The sequence below is a fragment of the Longimicrobium sp. genome, from assembly GCA_036387335.1.
Taxonomy (GTDB): Bacteria; Gemmatimonadota; Gemmatimonadetes; order Longimicrobiales; family Longimicrobiaceae; genus Longimicrobium.
The window spans coordinates 1-21,132 of sequence record DASVTZ010000084.1 but is presented as its reverse complement, the minus strand read 5'-3'; the positions used below and the strand labels follow the sequence as shown (position 1 = coordinate 21,132).

The following is a 21,132-nucleotide window of genomic DNA, read 5'->3' as shown; positions in this document are numbered from 1 at the left end:
CCCACCGCCGAACGGAGTTCTCCATGAAACGAGCTCTCGCCGCAAGCGCAGGATTGCTGCTCACTACGGGCTGCTTCCGCGCCAGCGTCCCGCCGCCGCCCCCCGCGCCGCCGCCGCCGCCCGTGCTGATGGAACCGCCGCCGCCCATGGCGCCGCCGCTGCCGATGACGACTATGTCAAGGACGCCGGACGCGAACACGGAAGCGTACGCGGTGATCAGCGAGAACGCCTTCCGCGCGGTGGAGCACGAGCCGCTCTCCACCTTCTCGGCGGACGTGGACCGTGCATCGTACGCCAACGTGCGGCGCTTCCTGATGGAGGGACGCCGTCCGCCCAGGGATGCGGTGCGCATCGAGGAGATGATCAACTACTTCCCCTACGCGCCGCCGGCCCAGCGAGGCGACGGCCCCATCGCCGTCGTCACCGAGGTGGCGGATGCGCCCTGGCGCGCGGGGCACCGGCTGCTGCGCATCGGCCTCTCGACGCCGCCCGTGGATCTGCGCAGCGCGCCCGCGGCGAACCTGGTCTTCCTCATCGACGTCTCGGGCTCCATGAATGGACCCGACCGCCTTCCGCTGGTGCAGCGCTCCCTGCGGTTGCTGGTGAACCAGCTTCGCGAGGACGACCGCGTGGCGATCGTGGTGTACGCGGGCGCGGCCGGCCTCGTGCTCCCCTCCACGCGCGGCAGCGACCGGCGCACCATACTGGACGCCATCGAGCGGCTGGAGGCGGGCGGCTCCACGGCGGGCGGCGCGGGGCTGCGGCTGGCGTACGAGGTCGCACGCAGCAACTTCATTCGTGGCGGCAACAACCGCGTGATCCTGGCTACGGACGGCGACTTCAACGTCGGCGAATCGAGCGACGCGGCGATGGTGCAGTTGATCGAGGAGAAGCGGCGCGAGGGGACGTTCCTGACCGTGCTGGGCTTCGGCCGGGGCAACCTCAAGGACAGCAAGATGGAGCAGCTCGCCGACCGCGGAAACGGCAACTACGCGTACATCGACAACCTGCTGGAGGCGCGCAAGGTCCTGGTGAGCGAGATGGGCGGCACGCTGCTGACCGTGGCCAAGGACGTGAAGCTGCAGGTGGAGTTCAACCCGGCGCGGGTGAGGGCGTACCGGCTGATCGGCTACGAGAACCGGCTGCTGGCCAATCAGGACTTCAACGACGACACCAAGGATGCCGGCGAGATGGGCGCCGGGCACACGGTGACCGCGCTCTACGAGATCATCCCCGTAGGCGTACGCTCCGACGCGGTCGTCCGCGGCGTGGACTCGCTGCGCTACCGTACCACCGCGCCGGCGCCTGCACCCACGGGCAGCGGCGAGCTGGCCTTCGTCAAGGTGCGCTACAAGCTCCCCGACGGCGACACGAGCCGCCTGCTGGAGCACCCCGTGCGCGATACGCGCGCCGCCCCCTCGGCCGACTTCACCTTCGCCACGGCGGTCGCGGGGTTCGGCATGCTGCTGCGCGAGTCGGAGCACCGCGGCACGCTGACGCTCGACCAGGTGGTGCGCCTCGCCGAGGGCTCGCGCGGCGCCGACCCGGAAGGCTACCGCGGCGAGTTCGTGCGCCTCGCCCGCCTATTCGGCGAGATGCGGCCTGAGCGTGCCGGCACGGACCGCTGAGGCATGAAACAGCGGGCCTCACGCGGAGACGCGGAGACACGGAGGAAAGGAACAGCGGAGGTTCCACGCGAATGCATGCAATCGCCCCCTCCCCCAGGTAGTTTTTGGGGGGAGGGGGCGGGGAGGGTCCCTACCGCAACAGCTTCTTCGGGGGCACGCCCAGCAGGAAGTGGAGCTCGCGACGCATCCGGCGGGCCCAGGCTTCTTCGTTGTGCGCGCCGCCCATCTCCACCACGTAGAGGAGGTCGGAGCCGCGGCGGTAGCCCTTTTTCGTGAGGAGCTCCTTGAGCTGGCGCACATCGGTGAGCTCCTGCTTGCCCTCCTGCGTGCCCACGTCCACGTACACGCGGCCGGGGACGAAGGGGGCCTTCTCCACGAACTCGTAGATCCTGCGCCCGCCGTACCACAGGGCGGGGCTCATGACGCCGCAGAAGCCAAAGGTGTCGTGGTTCCGGAAAAAGCCGTACAGGGAGATCAGCCCGCCCATGGAGGAGCCGGCGATCCCCGTGCTGCGGCGGTCGGTGCGGGTGCGGAAGTCGGCGTCGATGATGGGCTTCACCGTCTGCACGATGAAGTCCAGGTACAGGTCGCCGCGGCCGCCCTTGTTGTGCTTCGCGTCAGGCCAGGGGGAGTACTCGTCCAGCCGCGCGTCGCCGAGGTTGAGGAGCCCCACGACGATCGCCTCCAGCCCGTCCTCGCTGGCCGCCTCCAGCGTCTGGTCCACCTCCCACTCGGCCCCGAACGACGTCGCCCGGTCGAAGAGGTTCTGCCCGTCGTGCATATAGAGCACGGGGTAGCGGCGCTCCGTGTCCGTGCCGTACGAGGGCGGAAGGTACACCAGCACGTCGCGCCGGTTGTCGAGCTGGGGGCTGTAGAGCCCCTCCAGCTTCTTCACCGTCCCCACGACGGTGTGCTCCGCCCCATCGTCCTGCGAGGGGTAGTTCTGCCACTCCCGCGCAACGGCGGCGGCTTCTTCGGGCATCAGTGTTTCCGTGCTCAATCGTCCTCTCCGTCGTCATCTGGTCGGGCGGGTGGGGACCGCCCTTCACGAACCGTTCCGGCTTCAAACCACGAGCGGCCGAATATACGCCTGTTCCCCCACGGCGGCTACACGCGCAGAGAATCGGTGAGCATAGAGCGAGCGTGTAGCGGATTGACCCAGGCGCCTGAATGGATTTTCATTCGCCTGTACACCACGAACCGTGGGAGGAAATCATGCGACGCGTAACAGGCACCGAGCACGAGAAGACGTTGGACGGGAACGTGGAGTAATCCCGTGTTACATCCCTCGGCGATTGAGCAGCGTCGGCCACGGTGCAATAGCTAGCGCTTGACGAGTTCTGTGCAAACGCGCAGGATCCACGCGCCCTCGGGTCACACTCAATGGAGAGATCGCGAAGTGGCGAGTAGGGAAGGCTGCCCCTGTCCGTCAGTCCCCGCCACCTCCAGACGACTTACGACCGGCGGGTGCGCCACGGCAAAGGGCGCTGATGTTATGGAACATCACCTAGGACTCCACCCGCAGAATACCGTACGTGGTCACCCACTTTTCTCTGCGGAAGCGGTAGATTGCCCCGCCTCCTTTACCTAGCCTGATACCACAAAAACGTTGACACGCCGACAGGGGCGGCGCATGTATATGCGGAGCGTATTATGTTCCTGAAACGAGAGTAGAAGATGACAATCCTTCATGGGTCCTTCGCGCGTCGCGTAACGCTTTCATCACTCCTCCTGTTCAGCGCAGGGTGCTCCCGAGAGTCCGTTCCGCCTCACGTAGAGGTCCACGACACCGGCGACCATTGGTCGGTCGCTGAAGAACGGAGTCTTGCGGCCGCGCTCGGGTCCATCGCGGCAGAGGTCAACGCTGATATCATCGTAGTCACAGCTGACTCCGTTCCGGCGTGGCACCTCCCTGTGGCAGCCGCCAAGGCGCGTGAGGCGGTTCTGCCTCCGGGTCTGGGCTGGTGGAAGAAGTTTTGGGCTACTGAGCCGGAAAATGATGTGGTGTTCTTCGTGACCCGCAACCCAGCCTTAGTTCAAATGCGTTTCGGGAACGCGTTGGGATTGCAGGCGCAATACGCCGAACTGGACGTTGGCGCCGGGTACTCAACCATCCAGAGCCGAGCAGGCCACGGGAGTGTGCCTGAGCTGGTTGCTGCCGTCGGAATACTGCGGCGGCTCTGGACACCTCGAGAGGATATTCCACGCTGGCGGCGCTGGTTCCTTGACTTTGCCCGTACGGAGGTACAGCAGATCGTCAGCCTTGTAGACTATCCCGACCTCGAGAAGTGGAACCGATTCACAGGCGTGGTCGCCCGCTGGTTCGCCGTTTCTGCAGCCCGCAGTACGACATCGGCTCCCCTGTGGCTGTGCTTCCTCTTCCTCTGCGGGTGGATCATCGAACAAATTCTGACCGCCGGGGGCGCCAGGTTGGGAGCATCAATAGGCAGGCTGCGCGGCGGCGGCATGAAAGAAGGATTCTGGCAGAGCGCGGGCCGGGTTGGCGGATTAGTGTGCTTCACCGTGTTCTTCGCCGTCCCAGGGTTAGAACTTTTGCTGTTAGCGTTTTCCGGACGGACGGAGGACAAGCTTGCAATCGAAGCGCTTACTGGGTCTGTCAGCTTGGCGCAGATGTCGCCGCTCACGGGTACATTCTCGTTCTGGGCGGTCGTTGGGCTCTCACTGCTGGTCTTCGTTTGCACTACGGTCGATGCGCTGATCGGAAAGCACGGGATCGCGGCGTACGCGCTTTATGATCCGGACGACCAGCGACTTCTTTATAGATCGCTCTCACCCGCCGCCCAAGGCGAACTTAAATTCACGTTCGAGGCCTTGCACGCAGCTACTGAACAGAGTCTGGATGAGCGGAACTTCGAAGTGGCGCCCTATTCCACCCTTCGCGACGGCCTAATCGCTGCAGGCTGGGCGCAGAGCCTTCGCATGTTTCTCATGCTCTGTATCTTCCCGGCATATCTCGCCGCGTGGTTCGTGCTCAGTACCGTGTGGAGGGCCATAACCGCCATCATTCGACTCCCCAAGCTCAAGCGGCACTTTGAGGAGACTGAACGCATCGTGGCTACGCTCAAAACGGATCGAGAGCGACGCGCCGCCGAGGTTCTTCAAGCTGCTCTAACGGTGCAGGGCTAGTCCAGCCACGCCCCGCGTATGATCCCGTACCGGTCCCGGAGTAAATGGTTCAGAACTGGCACAGGCTGGACGCGAATCATTGCTCGTCGGGGTGAGTGACAGGCGCAGGAGTACTGGTGGAAGCGGGGGAGCATGCCGCCCGTGCAAGGAGCTGACAACGGGCTACTCCTATCGATCTTGCACGCTCAGATTCTCGTAGTGTTAGTTAGCCGATTGCTCACTAGGAACGATGGCTGGAAAGAGTCAAGGCCCTCTGCTGGAGCTCCTTGGTTCCCTAGGAAAGCGGCGCGGCCCATGGGAGCTGCGCCGCTCTTCGTACTCCGGATTCGCTTCTTTGAGACCTTGCCGGTCAGTCCGCCGCCGCAGCCTCCGGCCTGCGCGCGACCGGCGGATGCACGCGGGCGGCGGCGCTCTTCTTCCGGAACAACCCCGTGAAGTCGTCCAGCATCGAGTACACCACCGGCACCACGAACAGCGTCAGAACGGTGGAGGTGATGAGGCCGCCGATGACGGCGCGGCCCATGGGGGCGCGCTGCTCTGCGCCCTCGCCCAGGGCCAGGGCGAGCGGCACCATGCCAAAGATCATCGCCACCGTCGTCATGATGATGGGGCGCAGGCGGATGCGCGCGGCCGAGAGCAGGGCCTCGCGCCGCTCCATCCCCTCCTCGCGCTGCTGGTTGGCGAAGTCCACCAGCAGGATGCCGTTCTTGGTCACCAGCCCCATCAGCATGATGATGCCGATCATGGTGAAGACGTTGAGGTTCCCCCCGGTGAGGAGGAGCGCCAGCGCCACCCCGATGAACGAGAGCGGCAGCGCGAGCATGATGGCCAGCGGCTGCAGGAAGGAGCCGAAGAGCGAGGCCAGGATCAGGTAGATGAAGATCACCGCCATCCCCAGCGCCGCCAGCACGAAGCCCTTGGTCTCGTCCAGGCTCTGCGCGTCGCCGCGGAAGACGGCGCGGTAGCCGCTGGGGAGCCCCGCGTTGGCGATGGCCTCCCTGGCCGCCGCCGCCACGTCGCCCGTGCCGTAGCCGGGAACGACGCCGGCGGAGAGCGAGATCTGCCGCTCCAGTGACGAGCGCTCGATCTGCTGCGGCCCCACGCCCGGCCGCACCGTGGCGACCTGCGAGAGCGGGATCATCGCGGGACGGCCGGTGCCGGGGTCCACGTTGCTGCTGGGCACCACGATGTTCGCCACGTCGCCCGCCGAGGTGCGCACCGAGTCCGGGTAGACGACCACCACGTCGTGCGTGTAGCCCTGCTCGTCTTCCCAGGTGGTGGCGCGCTGGCCGGTGAAGAGCGGCTGCAGCGTCGACGCGATGGAGCCGATCCCCACCCCAGCCGCCCACGCCTGCTCGCGGTCCACGTCCACATCCAGCTGCGGGATCTCGCCTTCCTCGGACGAGGTGGGCTCGGCCACGCCGGGGACGGAGCCGAGGACCTCCATCACCTGCTCGGCGGCCAGCTTCAGGCGCTCCTGCTCCGGGCCCTGCACGTTCACCTGGATCGGCTGGCGGAAGCCGCCGAAGATGGTGGGCGTGCCCGTGATGTTGGCGCGCACCCCCGGAATGCCGCGCAGCATCCCGCGAAGCTGCTCCTGGATCTCCTGCTGCGTGCGCGAACGCTCTCCCTTGGCCTTCAGCTTCACGAAGACGCGCCCGCTGTTGGGCGAGCCGCGGAAGCCGCCGCCGATGGACATGTAGGTGAACTCCACCTCCGGCTGCTTGCGGAGGAGGCGCGCCACCGTGTGCCCCTTGTCGACCGTGTACTCCAGCCGCGACCCCGGCGCCACGCGGAAGTTGACGTTGAACTCGCCGCCGTCAAAGTCGGGCACCCAGGTAAAGCCCAGGGTGGGGATGATGAGCATCGACCCCACGATGGAGGCCGCCGCCACGGCCACCACCGTCTTCCGGTGGTCCAGGCCCCACGCAAGCCAGCGCGGGTAGCGGTCCGCCACGCGCTCGAACCAGTCGTTGAAGCGCCGCGCGCCGCGCTGGATGAAGTTGCCGCGCCGCCCCTTGTTCTCCACCTCCGGATCGGGCCACACGCTGGAGAGCATGGGGTCAAGCGTAAAGGAGACGAAGAGCGACACCATCACCGCGAACGCCACCACCACGCCGAACTGGAAGAAGATCAGCCCGATCTGCCCGCCCATGAAGGCCACGGGGATGAACACCGCGACCACCGCCAGCGTGGTGGAGAAGACGGCGAGCCCGATCTCGCTCGTCCCCTCGCGCGCCGCCTGGTGATGGTCCTTACCCATCTCCACGTGGCGCACGATGTTCTCGCGCACCACGATGGCGTCGTCGATCAGGAGGCCGATGGCGAGCGAGAGCGCCAGCAGCGTCATGGTGTTCATGGTGAAGCCGAACATCCACATCCCGAAGTACGCCGAGATGATGGAGATGGGCAGCGCCAGACCCGTGATGATGGTGGAGCGCCAGGAGTTGAGGAATAGGTAGATGATGGCGATGCAGAGGATGGCGCCCAGGATCAGCTCGTGCTGCACCGACTCCAGCGAGGCGCGGATGCGGCGCGAGTCGTCGCTCACCACCGTCATCTTGACGTCGCTGGGAAGCTGGCGCTGGAGTTGGTCGATCTGCTCGCGCACCCTCTCGGCCACGTCAACCGTGTTGGTGCCGCTCACCTTGAGGATCTCAACCGAGAGCGCGCGGCCTTCGTTGAGGAACGACGCGCTGCGCGCCTCGGCGGTGCCGTCCACCACGCCCCCCACGTCGCCCAGCCGCACCGGCACGCCGTCGCGCACGGCGACGGTGATGTCGCGGAAGGTGCGCGGGTCCTCCACGCGGCCGGTGATGCGCACCAGCCGCTCCTGGTCGCCGCGGCGCACTCGGCCGGCGGGGACCTCCTGGTTCTCGCGCTGCAGCGCCTGCACCACCTGCGGCGGCGCGATGCCGTACGAGCTCATCGCCGCCGGGTCCAGCTGCACGCGGATCTGCCGGTCCGTGCCGCCCACCAGGTTCACGCCGCCGACGCCCGGGATCGACTCCAGGCGGGTGGAGATCACCTCGTCCGCCAAGTCGGTGAGCTCGCGCATGGGACGGTCCGCGCTCTGGACCGCGATCGACATGATGGGCCGCTCGTTGGGGTCGAAGCGGATGATGACGGGGTCCTGGATGTCCTCGGGGAGCTGCCGGCGGATGCGCGCCACCTTGGACTGCACCTCCTGCTGCGCCGCCATCACGTCCACGCCCAGCTGGAGCTGCACGCGCACCAGCGAGCTCCCCTCGGCCGATGTGGAGGTGATCTCCTGGATCCCCTGCACGGTGTTCAGCGCCTCTTCGATGGGGCGCGTCACCTCGCGCTCCATCACCCCCGGCGACGCGCCGGGATACGAGGTCTGCGCCACCACCACGGGGTAGGTGATGTCCGGGTATTCGTCGATGGCCAGGCGCTGGTAGCCGATGATGCCGAGCACCACCAGCGTCACCATCATCATGGTGGCGAATACCGGCCGCCGGATCGATACGTCGGAAAGGAACATCGTCGTCTCCCCCTCAGCGCCCGCCGCGGGGCCGGCCCTCGCCGGCCATCCGCACCTTCATCCCCTTCCCCAGCACCCCCACGTTGCCGACGACGACCTTGTCGCCCTCGCTGAGCCCGCTCACCTGCACCAGCCCCTGCGCCTCGTCGGCCAGCCCCGGCGTGACCTCGGCCACGTCGATCTTGCCGTCCACCACGCGGTAGACGAAGGGCTTGCCGCCCTCGCGCGCCTCGCGGATGGCCGCGGCGGGGAGCACCATGGCGTCCTCCACCACGCGCGACACGATGCGCCCGCTGGCGAAGGTGCCCACCTTGAGCGCCCCGTCCGGGTTGGGGATCTGCACGTACACCGTCACCGCGCGCGAGCCGGGATCGACGGACGGCCCCACGCGCGCCACGCGGCCCGTGAACTGGCGCGCGTCGGCGGTGAAGCGCACGGACTGTCCCGCCCGCACCCCGGCCGCACTGCGCTCCGGGACGGCGGCGGCCAGCTCCAGCACGTCGCCGCGCACGATGGTGAAGAGCGCCGCGCCGCGGGAAACGTGCTCGCCGGGGTTGGCGGTGCGCTTCTCGATGATGCCGCTGGTGGGCGCCAGCACGCGCGTGTCGCCCACCTCGTTGCGGGTGGTGCCCAGCCGCGCGGCGGCGGCGGCCACGCGTGCGCGGGCGCCGGCCACCGCCTGCTCCGCCACACGCACGTCGCGCTCGGGCACGGCGCCCTGGCGGTACAGCTCCTTCGACTGGTCCAGGTTCCACTGCGCGGTGCTCAGCTCGCTGCGCGCGGCGGCGACGTCGGCGCCGGCGCTGCGGGCCGAGCCGGCCTGCTCGCTCGCCTCGAAGCGCGCCAGCATCTGCCCCCGCCGCACCGGCTCGCCTTCGCGCACGTAGACGCCCGTGAGGTCGCCCTCCAGCCGCGAGCGCACCTCGGCCCGCTCCAGCGGCTGCAGGTTGCCGGTCACGGGGATGGCGTCCTCGATGGGCGTGCGCCGCGGCGAGGCGACGTCGGTTGCGGCGAGCGTCACGCTGGGGCCGCCGCCCCCGGGCCCTCCGGCGCCTCCGCCCTTGCCGGCCTCGCGGGCGCCGGCGTCGCTGGAGCAGCCGGCGGCCAGCAGCGCGGCGGCGAGCACGAGGGAGGAGCGAACTGTATGCATCATCGACCGGCTCATCATGGGTTGGGTGCGGAAAGCGCCGCGCCGGGGAAGGGAACCGGCCGGCCCAGCGCGCGGGCCACCCCGGCGGCCGCCAGGTAAAGCTGGTGCGCGGCGCGTGCCTCGTTGGTGCGCGCCGTCAGCAGCGCGAGCTGCGCGTCGGAAATCTCGAGCTGCGTCCCCAGCCCGCGGGCGTAGCGCAGCGTGGCGAGCCGGAACGCCTCCTCGGCCTCCGTCACCGTCTGGCGGCCCGCCTCAAAGGTCGCGCGGGCGGTGGCCAGCTCGGTGCGCGCCCGTCCCGCCTCCACCAGCGCGGCCTCGCGCGTCTGCTGCGCCTGCACCTCGGCGATCTGCGCCTGCGCGCGCGCCTGGCGCACGTCGGACCGCGTGCGGAAGCCGTCGAACACGGGCCAGCTCAGCGTCAGCCCCATCGACCGGTCGCTGAACCAGCCGCCGTTCTGCTGCGTGCACACCCGCCCCTCGGCCGACCCTGCCGGGCAGTCGATCGTCTCCAGCGCGCCACCCCGGAGCGGCGGCTGAAAGGTGGAGGGAAAGGCCTGGTAGCCGCTGAGCAGATTTAGTTGCACGGTGGGCAGGTAGCCGGACGACGCGGCACGCGCCGTGGCGCGCCCCGCCTCCACCCGCAGCCGCGCGGCGCGCATGGCCGGCAGCTCCGTGAGCCACGCGCTGTCCGCCGCCGATGCGTCGCGACCCACCGCGTCGGCCAGCGCGCGCGCCATGTCCGCGGTGAGCGGCGTCACCAGGCGCACCGGCTGGTCCTGCGGAATGTCGGTGAGTCGGCGCAGCTCCAGCAGCGCCAGCTCGCGATTCCCGCGGGCCTGGATGGCGAGCGGCTCCAGGTTCGCGCGCTCCACCCGCGCGCGCAGCACGTCGTAGCGCGCCGCCCGCCCCGAGCGCTCGAACTGCTCCACCTGCCGCAGCCGCGCATCGGCAAGCACGAGGTTGCTGTCCTGGATCGCCACCAGCCGGTCGCCCAGCAGGCCGGAGAGATACGCCGCCAGCACCTGCAGCGACACGTCGGCGCGGGCGGTCTCCACCTCGGCGCCCGCCGCTTCACGCAGGCGGTTGGCGGCGCGCTGGCCCTGCGTGGCCCGCCCGCCCTGGTAGAGCGGCACGGCCAGGTTCAGGTTGGCGCCGTAGCTGTTGGGCTGGTTGAAGATCTGCCCCACCGCCTGCGCGCGCGCGTTCTCGTAGACGTGGTTGAACGTCGTGTTGAGGCGCAGCTGCGGATACCGCCCCGCCCCCGCCGCCCCCGCCGCCGCGGTGGCCGCGTTCAGGCGCTGGGTGGCGAGCTGCACCTCGTCGCCCGCCTGGGCGCGCTGCACGGCATCGGGAAGGGAAAGCGAGAGCGTGTCCTGCGCGGCGGCCGGCGCCGCGCAGGCTATGAGTGCCAGCGCGGCCATGCGCGCGGCGAACCGGGGTCGGTGCATCGTCCCTTCTTTTACGACGTGCCAGGCGGTGCGGCGGAGCTTCCCGCGTCGCACTGCTCGAACGTTCTGCGTGGTGTGAGGTGCTAATTTACCCGCACTTTCGGGCACGGACAAGCGCGCCGGCGGGTGCCGGGGGTGGATACAGCCGGCGCGTGCGAACCGTTGGGTGGAACCGCAACTGCGGACCTCACACAGAGCCACAGAGGTCGACGGAAAGATGGGAAGAACTGCTCCGTGCCTCACCGGCGCACCGGGACGATGCGGGCGGTCTTGATGTAGTCCAGCCGTGGGAACTCGCGTTTCAGATACTCGTTGCCCTCGCTGACGATGCGGCGCTGGTCGGGGCCGCCGCGTCCCATCGGGGGGCCTTCGCCGTAGCCGGCATAGAGGCTGTCCACCACCTCCATCCCCTCCACCACCCGACCGATGGGCGTGAATCCCTGCCGGTCGAGGGAGCGGTTGTCCCTGTAGTTGATGAAGAGCTGCGTGCTGCGCGCGTCGGGGCCCGCGGTGGCGAATGTCACGGTGCCGCGCTCGTTGCCGTGCAGCACCTGCTCGTCGCGGATGAGGCGCTCGCTCCACACCGCGGAAACCGCGGGATCGCCGCTGATCCCGAACTGGACCATGAACCCGCTGACCACGCGAAAGAAGCGGTTCTCGTCGTAGAACCCGTTGCGCACCAGGTAGTGGAACCGGTCGGCGCCCGCGGGCGACCAGCTCCGCTGCGCCTCCACCACGAATGGCCCGCGGCTCGTCTCGAAGCGCACGCGAAACACCTCGGGTGCCGGGCCCTCCACATGCGCCGTACGCAGGAGCGCCGGCGTCCTGGCGCACCCGGCGGCAGCCATCAGCAGCATCAGCCCGATCCAAGTCCCGCGAACGCCTCTGTGAAGCATGATCCCGATCTCCGGGGTTGTATGGACGAGCCCGCGGCTCGGAGTGATCCGGCGGTGCGCCCCGGCTCCCGCCGCAATCCTCGTGCTCCCGGCTGGCGTGTTGACGGCCCCGGCGGCGCAGGCGAGCTTTCCCGCCCCCTCTTTGCGGCAACTTCCGGCGGCGATTCACACCATGCACGACGAGCTCATCCGGCAGATCGAGGAAGCGACCGACGACGCCTACCAGGTCGTGGGCCAACTCGGCGCGGACGAGGCTCGCCCCTGCTTCCTCGCCCGCGAGCGCGAGACCGGCACCCTGGCCGCTCTCTCGCTGACCGGCGACGAGCTGCGCATCCTTTCCCGCCTGGACGCCGCCGTCCCCGCCGGCGGAAGCAGCTGCGCCGGGTGCCACGCCCCGCTCGACGTGTGGACCGACGCCTGCCCCTCGTGCGGCGCCCGCATCGCCGGCGACGACTTCCCCGACACCTCCGAAGCCCGCACGGTGCTCCTGGCAGAGGTGCGCAGCGCCAGCGAAGGCGAGTACGACGTCCTCGGCGCGATGGATGGCGCCGCCGGCACCGTCTACTTCGCCCGCGAGCTGGACGGCGGCCGCCTCGTCGCCCTCGCCCTGCACGCCGAGGACGAGGAAGACGACGCCTGCTCCCTGACCCCCACCTGGCTCGCCCCCTCCACCGCCGCCCCGACTCCACGCGCTGCCCACATCTCCGCCGAGCCTGCCGCTGGCTTGCCCGCGGCTGCCCCGGCCCTCCCGCTCCCCGACCCCGCGCCGCGCCCCAACTGGCTCAAGCGCCTCCTCGTTATTGCGGGCATCGTCGCCATCCTCCTCATCGTCCTGGCCTACGTGAAGAGCGCCCCATCAAACACGGAACCGGCCGAGACGCCCGCGCCCTCCGCCGCCACACCCTAACCCGCCCGTCCACAACGATACATCACCCCTGCAGCCAGCGTCGACGCTTCGCAAGCCACGGGCGGCCACGCGGGGCCGCCCCTACGACATCTGTGCGCACCGCAGAAGGTGGAGGCAGGGCAGGGGGCGGGCAGACACGCAGGTCTGCCCCTACGGCATCCGTTTAATGGGGCAGGAGGCGGTGTAGCGGCGAGCACGGGCGCGATAAATCGCGCCCCTACCGAGTCTGCGCAACGCATGGAGTTCTCCCCCTCACCCGCCCTGCGCCCCCGCAGGCGGGGGAGGGGGCCGGGGGGAGGGGGCCTTCGATGCCCTCGATCCGGGGTATCTCCTTCTGTACCCCTCACGCCCACCTCCGCTACCAATCACCACGATGGACACGCCCGCCAAGGTGCTCGGCCAGACCGTGCGCTCGGCATCCGAGATCAACAGCGAGCTGCGCCGCGAGTTCGACCGGGCGCTGTACGCGCATTACGGCACGCAGTCGCGCCCCGATCCCGTCCTCGCCACGCTCTTCCACACGCTCTCGGTGCAGATCGCGCGCGTGTACGACGAGGCGGAGAGCGTCTTCCCCGCGACGGTGCTGGACGACCTGGTGGGGGTGCTGGGGATGCCGCCGCGCCTCGCCCACCCGGCGCAGACGGTCGTCCACTTCACGCGCATCGAGCAGCGCGAGCGGATTACGCCGGGGACGGAGCTGTTCGGCGCCACGCGCACCGGCGAGCAGGTCGGCTTCGCGCCGGACGAGTCGATCGAGATCGCGCCCACGCAACTCGTCTTCGCTGCCGTGTTCGAGGACGGACGCCTCCACGCCGTCCCCGGCGCGCGCGTACCGGACGGTCCGCCCGTGCCGCCGGGGAGCACCTCGCTCGCCGCCTGGGAGAGCCTGCCCGCGCTCTACCTCGCCCTCCGCGCCGATGCGCGGCACCTGGGCGGGATGGGCCTGTACGTCGACACCTCTGCGGACAGCCCCGCCGTCGCCGCGGCGCTGGCGCGGAGCCCGTGGCAGATCCTGAATGAAGCAGGGTGCGTGTGGGAGGAGGGGATGCTGCGCGGACGCCCAACGCGAGGAGGGGTGCAGCGCCTGTCGTGGCTCGACGATCCCGCGCCCGACGACGCTCCGGACGACGCCCTGTCGCGCGTGCTGCGCCTGGACGACGGCGTGTACGGCAGCCAAGTCTGGATCTTCCCCCACATCCCGCCCAAACGCCGCGCGCTCTGCACCATGCCCGCCGGGATGGACGACGCCGCGCGCCGCCTCCTCCCCGAAGGCCACGCGGACGCGCTCGACGAGCCGCTGGCGTGGGTGCGCGTGCCTCTGCCGGCCGGCGTCGAGGGAGTGGCGGACGCGGTGCAGCGCGTGGTCGTCAACTGCGTCACCGCATCCAACGTGGAGGGGTGGAACGAGCAGGTCCTCTTCGACCGCGCCGGCCGCGTGGTCACGCTCGCCCCCGAGGGCCACGCCGACCGCCACGTCATGGGCATCCTCAGCGTCATCGGCGAGGCGGGGACGCCGTACGCGGAGGAGTCCGAAGTGACGGCGCCGCTCACGCATGGGCGCTACCGTTACCGCGCGGGCGAGCTGGAGTTCAGGCCTGCGCGCGGTCCTACGGGGCGCGTGGATGGCTACGCGATGGCCCGCCTCCTCTTCTGCGATGCGGACCGCGCCAATGGGATGGAGGGCGGTGACCTGCGACGCATCGGCTCGTCGCTCTCGAACGCCACGGCACAGGTGACCAACCTGACGGTCACGCGCGGAGGGTGCGCGCCACCGCCGTTCGCCCCCGCCCGCACCCGCTTCGCCGAGCTCCTGCGCACCCGCGAGCGCGTGGTGACCGCGGCGGACGTGGAGGTGGCGACGCGCGCCTTCGAGCCGCGCGTGCGCTCCGTCCGCGTCGAGGGCGGCTCCGAGCTGCACGACGGCGCTCTCCGCCGCGTCGAAGTTGTCACCGCCTTCGTGGACCCCGCCGACTTCGCGGACCCCGAAGCCGAGGTGATCCGCCTGCGGGGCCAGCTCCAGCGACACCTGCAGGATCGCGCCATCCTGGGCCAGCAGCTGCGCGTCGCCGTAGAGCTCGGCTGGGGCGACCGATGAGCGTGATGCCGGACCTCTGCCGCCCCCGTCGCGGCATCCGCCAGCGGGTGGACGCGGCGGTCGCATCGCTCCTCCACCTAAGCGTCGATGCGGAGCGCATCGTGGTGGAGAGCGCCGGCCCCGGCTGGGCGGCCGGGGTGGTAGCGCGCCAGGACCCCGCGCCCGGAACCTCCATCACCGCCCGCACGCGCGTGGTGCTGGCGGTCGGCGGCGCGGGCGCGCTGGACACCCTGCCATTCCCGCTGCGCGACGCCCACGATGACGAGCTGCGCACGGATCGCCTCCTCGCCCTCACGGACAACCCGGTCCTCAAGCTGGGGATATTCATCCGCCGCGCGGGCGGCTTCCTGGCGCTGCGCCGCGACGACCCCGTGGCCGCGCTGCGCTGGATCGAGGAGATCTTTGGCCTCTCCGCCGCCCCCTGGCCGCGCGCCCTCTGGTACTCCATCGCGCGCCTCCTTCCCACGCTCCACCGCGTCGCCGGCCGCCCTGAGGCCGTCCCGCTCGCCCTCGCCGTGGTCTTCGACCTCCCCGCCGCCGCCGTCCGGATCGTCAGCGCCCCCGCGGAGCAGCGCATCGGCGCCGTAACCCGCCTCGGTGGTGAGAACGCACGCCTAGGAGTCGACACGGTCCTCGACGGCCCCATGCCGGATGATTCCGCCCTCGAAATACGCATCGGCCCGATCCCGCTCGCGGCCTACCTGGAGCACACCAAGCCCTCCCGCCGCGCGCAGCGTGATGCGCTCTACCGCCTCGTCCTCCCAACGCACCTGTCTCACGTGGAAGAGCGCTGGACGGTGGGAGACCCGCGCACCGGCTCTCGTCTGGGAGAAGGCGACGAACCGCCCATCCTCGGCGTCAACTGCTATCTCGGCACGTGATTGGGTCACTCAGCACTTAGCACTCAGGACTTAGCACTTCCATCCGAAGCGCCCCCAATCCGCCACCCCACAAACCAATTTTCCCCGGAACCGCCCGACATGCGGATCCGGGGTATCTCGTTATGTAGGCCCTCCACACCGGGGGGACGACATGAGACGCGACGGGGGTGAGCGTGCGCGATGGGCTGAAGTCGGTCAACTGGACCACGGGGATGCTGCTGACCCCCGATCACTTCCGGCGGCAGGACGAGTTCGTGGAGGGCTCCTTCGGGTGGCTCCTCCGCTACTGCACGCCGGGGAGCGGGCTGGTGGGGGGCGGCGTGCGCGTGGACGGCGCGCACCGCGTCCTGGGCACCTGCGACCCGCACGTGGAGGTCAGCGACGACGGAGCCACCGTGCGCGTGTCCGTGGTGCAGGCGCGCGGGATCACGCCGGACGGCGAGCCGGTGGAGGTGGACCGCGGCAGCGTGGTGAGCGGCGACTTCGCGCGCGGCGAGCTCGCGGGCGCCACCGAGCTCCTGGTCTACCTCCACGTCACCGGCGAGCGCGAGGCGGACCCGGAGAGCATCGGGCGCGATGCGGCCAACCCCAACCAGCCCGCCGCCCGCCGCCCCCGCCTCCAGCTCCTCCTGGGAGCCGAGGCGGACGAGGCGGTCAGCTCCCTCGTCGTGGGGCGCATCCGCCGCGCGGCCGAGACGCTGCACTTCGAGGTGGACGGCGCCTTCATCCCCGCGTGCGTCAGCGTGTCGGCGCACTCCGCGCTGCATTCGGCGTGGGCGCGCATCCACGCGGAGGTGGTGCATCTCTCCGGAAGGTTCGCGCAGCTGCACCGCATGGTGGCGCGCTACGTGGACCAGGTGGCGCGCCGCGGCGTGGACACGCGCACCGACCTGGACGTGCTCGCCTTCGTGGAGCGCGCGGTGCTCGCGCTGGACGGCTGCGCGTACGAGACGATGGACCCCGCCCTCGCCCCCGCGCGCCTTTTCCGCGAGATCGACCGCGCCGGCCGCCGCGTGGCGCTCGCGCTCGACCTCTCGGCCGCCACGCAGCTCTTCTTCACGACACTCGCCGGCACCGACGCGTCGTACGCCGTGCTGCTGGAGGAGGAGCGCAACTCGCTCGCGGCGCAGCGCCAGATCTCCCCGCGCGCGGACCTTCGCGAGTCGGTGGCACGCGCGGATGCCACGCTGGTGCGGCTGGCCGACCTCTGCCAGGCGCTGGAGGGGAAGTACGTCGACTACCGCGTCAACCGTTCCGTGGACTCGCTCCGTTTCCTGCTGGACCGCGACGGCGACCACTTCTACATGGCCGTCGCCACGCCCGGGCACCCGCAGCGCGAGGGAGACCTCCTCACCTTCGTCTTCTCGCAGATGTCGCTCACGGGGCGCCACGAGTACCGCGTGGTGCTGCTGGGCGATCCCCAGGGGATCTCGAGCTGGCAGGTGGGCGAGGAGCTGTGGGTGGACCTGCGCGTCAACTCCGCATCCGGCCCCGGCAAGCCGATCTCGCGCACGGCGTACTGCGAAGTCACCGGCCAGCGCAACTTCGCCGTCAACTTCGACACGCCGCCCGAGATCGCCACGCTCTCCGGCCTGCAGGTGACGGTGCACCCGGGCCATCGCGTGCGCGGCGCCATCCTCTTCCAGCGCCGCCTCGGGCTGGCCGCCGAGGCCACCGCCGCATCCCCTGCCGCGCCTGTCTCAGTCGAAGCGCCCGAGCCCGTCCTCCTCCCCGCCGGCTCCGACCCCGAGTACGAGGCCGAGCCCACCTTTCGCGCGCCGCGCATCAAGCTGCGCCGCTCCAGGCCGTGACCATGGACCTCAACCGCCTGTCGATGGACCTCTCCGCCGCGCTGGAGGCGTCCGCGTGAACGCCCGGACGCTGGCCCTCCTGCTCCTCCTCCTGCCCTCCGCGGCGGAGGCGCAGTTCCCCTTTCCCTGGCGCCGCCGCAAGCCGGAGCCGCCGCCCGCGCAGGTGCAGCCGCAGTGGCCCGCGCAGCCGCCCGCCGCGCAGCAGGTGCCGCCCGCGCAGGCACCCGTGCAGGCCGCGCCCACAGTCTTCCAACCGGCGCCTCAGCCGGTGCAGCCGCAGGGGCTCACTCCGCTCCAGCAGGAAGACAAGGCGCGGCTCCTGAAGCTCGCGCGCGACGCATCGCTCACCCCCGCCGCCACCGTCCGCGATGCCGAGGACCGGATGGAGCGTTGGAAGATGGTGATGCTGATCGACCCCGCCGACGTGGAAGCGCGGCTCGGCTACGAGCAGGCGCAGAAGGGGCTGGACGCCGCGCGCCTCAAGGAGGAGACGGACCGCACCAGCAAGGAGGCGCGGGACAAGGAGCTGACCGAAAAACGCGACCGGCTGCGCATAGCGGAGCGCGCCCTGTACGCGCGTGACCTCAACGGCGCGGAAGGGATCCTCAACGACGTCCTCCGCCAGCACCCGGACGATCCGCGCGCCAACTCGCTGATGGACATGGTGCGCGATGCCCGTCGCGCCTCCGAGCTGCGCCGGCGGCTGATGTATGGCTCGGTCGGGCTCCTGGCGCTCGCAATCGTGCTGGGCACCTGGGCACGAAGCGTCTACCGCACGCGCAAGCAGGAGGCGCAGGCCGGGGGAAACCAGGCGCGCGCGCTGGTCAAGATCGTGGACGGGGTAGGCCGCGGAAAGCTTGTCCCCATCACTCGTGACCTGGTGCGCATCGGCGCCGTCGACGGCGCCGAGGGCGGCGACAGGAACGACCTGGTGGTGAGCGACGCGAACGCCGCCGTGTCGCGCTTCCACTGCGCCATCGTGCGCAAGGGCCGCGACTACTTCCTCCTCGATTCATCGCTCAACGGCACGCGCCTCAACGACCGCCGCCTCGACCGCGGTGAGCACCACGTACTGCGCGACGGCGACGAGTTCGTCCTCGCCGAGTCGGCGCGCATCAAGTTCCTCCGCACATGACCGTCGCCTGGCGCGTTCTGGCCGATCGCGGCGCGACACGCGTCGTCATGCTGCGCGACCGCGCGGGGTGTCCGCTCGTCCTCAAGCACCTCGCGACCGGCGACGAATGCGCCGCCGCCCGTCTGCGCGCCGAAGCCGAGCTCCTGAAAGCCGCGGTCGAACACGGCGTGATCGCCATGCGCGGCACCATCGCCGACCCCCCGGGCATCATGCTAGAGTACGCGCCGGGCGGCTCACTCGCGGACCGCCTGCGCATCTCCGGCGCGCTCCCGCCGACCGAGGCCGTACGCATCATCGCCCAGCTCGCGGACACGCTTTCGCGCCTCCACGCGCGCGGCATCGTCCACCGTGACGTGAAGCCGTCGAACGTGCTCTTCACCGTGCGCGGCGAGCTGCGCCTGGCGGACTTCGGCGTCGCCGCCCGAATCGGCTCGCGCGGCACGCTGGGCGACGAATGGGAAGAGCTGCGCGTTGGAACGCCGCCCTACGCCGCCCCCGAACAGTGGGTCGCCCCCGCAGCATCTGCCCACCACGCCGCCGATGTGTATGCGCTCGGCGTGGTGCTCTACGAGATGCTGACCGCCCGCCTCCCCTGGGAGCCGCTCGCCCGCGAAGACGATGAGGCGTTTGCATCCCGCATCCGCCACGAAGCGCCACTTGCGGCCTCGGCACGCGGAGTCCGCATCCCGGCCGCCCTCGAAGCGCTCATCCTCGAGTCGCTGCGCCCCGAGCCGGAGGATCGCCCCGCCTCCGCCGCCGAGTTCGCAAACCGTGCGCATCAGGCCGTGCGGAGCAGGATGGTCATCCGCGCCCTCGCCGCGGCCAGTATCGCCGCCGCGCTGCTGCTGGCGCGGATCTTCGCCCTGCCCGCATGACGACCCGCCCCCGCCTGGTGCCGATTGCGCCGACGCGCGGCAGCGAAGCCCCGCTGAGCCCCTCCCCGTTCTGGGTGGGCACCGGCGCCGGCTGCGGACTGCGCCTGCACCTACCCGGCGTCGCGGACCGCCACTTTGCCCTGCTGGAGCGCGAGGATGGCATCTGGCTCGTTCCCGTCCGCGCGGTCCACCCCGCGCCACGCATCAACGGCTCCCCCGTTGCCGCGGAAGTGCGCCTCCGGGCCGGCGATGTCGTGGAACTGGTCCCCGGCGCCTCCTACCGCTTCGCCACCGGCGAGCACACTGCTCCATGCGCGGCACCGGCGCCGGGCCCCGCGCTCACGCCGGCGCCGCCCCGCCGCAGCAACGTGCGCGAGCGCATCGCGAGACGCTTCCGGCGCCGCGGCGGAAGCGGCCTGCTGAGCCCGCTCGCCAGAGTCGCGATCCTGGCCGCGCTCCTCCTCGTGATCGGCTCCGGCGTGATGCTGGTGAGGGCATTCCGCGCAGGCTCCGCGGCCCGTCCGCTCTCCGAAGAGGACGCCGAGTACTTCGACGCGCTCACCTTGACCGCCTATGAGCACGTGGAGCGCGGCACGTCGCTTCTGGAGATGGGCCTCGCTGACCCGGCGCTCAAGGAGTTCGCGCGCGCCCTCAACACGCTGGAAACCAGCCGCCTGGGCGACGACCGTGCGGTGCGCCGCAGCGTCGCGGCGCTGGAGAGCTCCATCGCCGAGATCTATCGCGCCGAGCGCATCCGCGTCCCCGGCCGATACGCCGCCGCCCCGCGCACGCCCGCGACCCCGCGCCCAACGATGCGCGGCGCCATGAGCCCGGAGCAGTTCGCGGAGCGCTTCGCGCGCGTGCAGCAGCGATTCAGCGAGCGCTTCAATCGCCCGCTGGCGGTCACCGGCCGCGACCACGCGGAGCACCTGTCGCTGTACGGCCCTGGCAGCGCGCTGGACCTGCGCGTCCGCGACCTGTCGCGCGAGCAGGTCGCCTTCGCCATCGCGGCGATGCGCGACGAGGGCATCCGCGTCAAGGACTTCTCGGATGACGCCATCCTCCGCGTCCAGATCCGCAGCGCCCACGCCGCGGGCCTCTCCGACCGCGCAGGCACCGGCCTCCACCTCCACGTCGACCGCTTCCCCAACCGCCGGGACCGATGGACGGTGCAGTGAAGCGGGTCGTGGGGGCGCTGGAAACACACGAAAAGGACACACGCATACGTCGGCTCTCAGCCCCACCCTCCTGTCATCCTGAGGGAGCCGCCAAACAGAAGACAGCCGCACACGCAAGTTCCTGCGGCGACCGAAGGATCTAGCCAGCACGGCAAGAGGATGGCGAGTACCAGCGATGCTCTCGCGACGCGCAGTAGATCCTTCGCTCCGCGCCATAGATCGTAGACGGGGAGAGGACAGTGAGGCGCGTCGCTCAGGATGACAGAAAATTGGGGAGGACCACGGCCCGCGAGACCGCTTCAGCGGTCTTCCCGTGGTTCCAGCCGGGGGCTTCATCCCATAGGCGTTAACTTAAGGCCTTAAACTTCTTGATTTCAAGGAGTTGCATCGTCCGCTTTCGGGGTGGCTCTCGGAGCCTACGCCGTACTTCGCGTCCCCGCTCCAGCAGCACGCTGGGCAGGCAGGGGAGCGCGACC

The 21,132-nt window shown here is 70.2% G+C and carries 15 protein-coding genes; 9 read left to right on the top strand and 6 right to left on the bottom strand.

What is annotated here, in order from left to right:
• Nucleotides 1–199: hypothetical protein (locus tag VF647_07655; protein HEX8451954.1), on the bottom strand; the 199-nt coding region annotated here is incomplete at its 3' end.
• 13 nt (nt 200–212) lie between these two features.
• Here VF647_07655 and VF647_07650 point away from each other — a divergent pair.
• Nucleotides 213–1,628: a VWA domain-containing protein gene (locus VF647_07650; GenBank protein HEX8451953.1), complete on the top strand. Its 1,416-nt coding sequence runs from the start codon at nt 213–215 to the stop codon at nt 1,626–1,628.
• Nucleotides 1,629–1,758: 130 nt separating this feature from the next.
• Here VF647_07650 and VF647_07645 read toward each other — a convergent pair whose 3' ends face one another.
• The gene (locus VF647_07645) at nt 1,759–2,628 is read right to left on the bottom strand and encodes an alpha/beta hydrolase-fold protein (GenBank protein ID HEX8451952.1); all 870 of its coding nucleotides are present in this window, start codon (nt 2,626–2,628) and stop codon (nt 1,759–1,761) included.
• Between the two features lie 914 nt (nt 2,629–3,542).
• On the opposite strand from VF647_07645, the gene VF647_07640 reads away from it, so the two are divergent.
• Nucleotides 3,543–4,775 carry a hypothetical protein gene (locus tag VF647_07640; GenBank protein HEX8451951.1) on the top strand — a complete coding sequence of 411 codons (1,233 nt, stop codon included), beginning with the start codon at nt 3,543–3,545 and terminating at the stop codon, nt 4,773–4,775.
• 349 nt (nt 4,776–5,124) lie between these two features.
• Here the strand turns inward: VF647_07640 and VF647_07635 are convergent, their stop codons facing one another.
• From VF647_07635 to VF647_07620, 4 genes are all read right to left on the bottom strand, one after another.
• A complete protein-coding gene (locus VF647_07635; protein HEX8451950.1) occupies nt 5,125–8,280 on the bottom strand; it encodes an efflux RND transporter permease subunit in 3,156 nt (1,051 codons plus the stop codon).
• Nucleotides 8,281–8,293: 13 nt separating this feature from the next.
• A complete protein-coding gene (locus VF647_07630; protein ID HEX8451949.1) occupies nt 8,294–9,433 on the bottom strand; it encodes an efflux RND transporter periplasmic adaptor subunit in 1,140 nt (379 codons plus the stop codon).
• An 11-nt stretch (nt 9,434–9,444) separates the two neighbouring features.
• Nucleotides 9,445–10,878 (bottom strand): TolC family protein, encoded by a 1,434-nt coding sequence (locus tag VF647_07625; GenBank protein HEX8451948.1) that lies wholly within the window; start codon nt 10,876–10,878, stop codon nt 9,445–9,447.
• Between the two features lie 239 nt (nt 10,879–11,117).
• Entirely contained in the window at nt 11,118–11,735 is a 618-nt protein-coding gene (locus VF647_07620) for a peptidylprolyl isomerase (GenBank protein ID HEX8451947.1), read from the bottom strand.
• A 211-nt stretch (nt 11,736–11,946) separates the two neighbouring features.
• On the opposite strand from VF647_07620, the gene VF647_07615 reads away from it, so the two are divergent.
• The 7 genes from VF647_07615 to VF647_07585 all read left to right on the top strand — a co-directional run bounded on the left by VF647_07615 (nt 11,947) and on the right by VF647_07585 (nt 20,656).
• Nucleotides 11,947–12,681 carry a hypothetical protein gene (locus VF647_07615; protein HEX8451946.1) on the top strand — a complete coding sequence of 245 codons (735 nt, stop codon included), beginning with the start codon at nt 11,947–11,949 and terminating at the stop codon, nt 12,679–12,681.
• A 373-nt stretch (nt 12,682–13,054) separates the two neighbouring features.
• Complete coding sequence (locus tag VF647_07610) at nt 13,055–14,776, top strand: hypothetical protein (GenBank protein HEX8451945.1); 1,722 nt, start codon at nt 13,055–13,057, stop codon at nt 14,774–14,776.
• Nucleotides 14,773–15,657: a hypothetical protein gene (locus VF647_07605; protein ID HEX8451944.1), complete on the top strand. Its 885-nt coding sequence runs from the start codon at nt 14,773–14,775 to the stop codon at nt 15,655–15,657. Before VF647_07610 ends, VF647_07605 begins: the two co-directional genes overlap by 4 nt.
• A gap of 167 nt (nt 15,658–15,824) precedes the next feature.
• A complete protein-coding gene (gene tssK, locus VF647_07600) occupies nt 15,825–17,468 on the top strand; it encodes a type VI secretion system baseplate subunit TssK (protein ID HEX8451943.1) in 1,644 nt (547 codons plus the stop codon).
• Between the two features lie 55 nt (nt 17,469–17,523).
• Nucleotides 17,524–18,603 carry an FHA domain-containing protein gene (locus tag VF647_07595; GenBank protein ID HEX8451942.1) on the top strand — a complete coding sequence of 360 codons (1,080 nt, stop codon included), beginning with the start codon at nt 17,524–17,526 and terminating at the stop codon, nt 18,601–18,603.
• Nucleotides 18,600–19,478: a serine/threonine-protein kinase gene (locus VF647_07590; protein HEX8451941.1), complete on the top strand. Its 879-nt coding sequence runs from the start codon at nt 18,600–18,602 to the stop codon at nt 19,476–19,478. The genes VF647_07595 and VF647_07590 overlap by 4 nt, the downstream gene beginning before the upstream one ends.
• Nucleotides 19,475–20,656 carry an FHA domain-containing protein gene (locus tag VF647_07585; GenBank protein HEX8451940.1) on the top strand — a complete coding sequence of 394 codons (1,182 nt, stop codon included), beginning with the start codon at nt 19,475–19,477 and terminating at the stop codon, nt 20,654–20,656. The genes VF647_07590 and VF647_07585 overlap by 4 nt, the downstream gene beginning before the upstream one ends.
• Nucleotides 20,657–21,132: the final 476 nt, after the last annotated feature.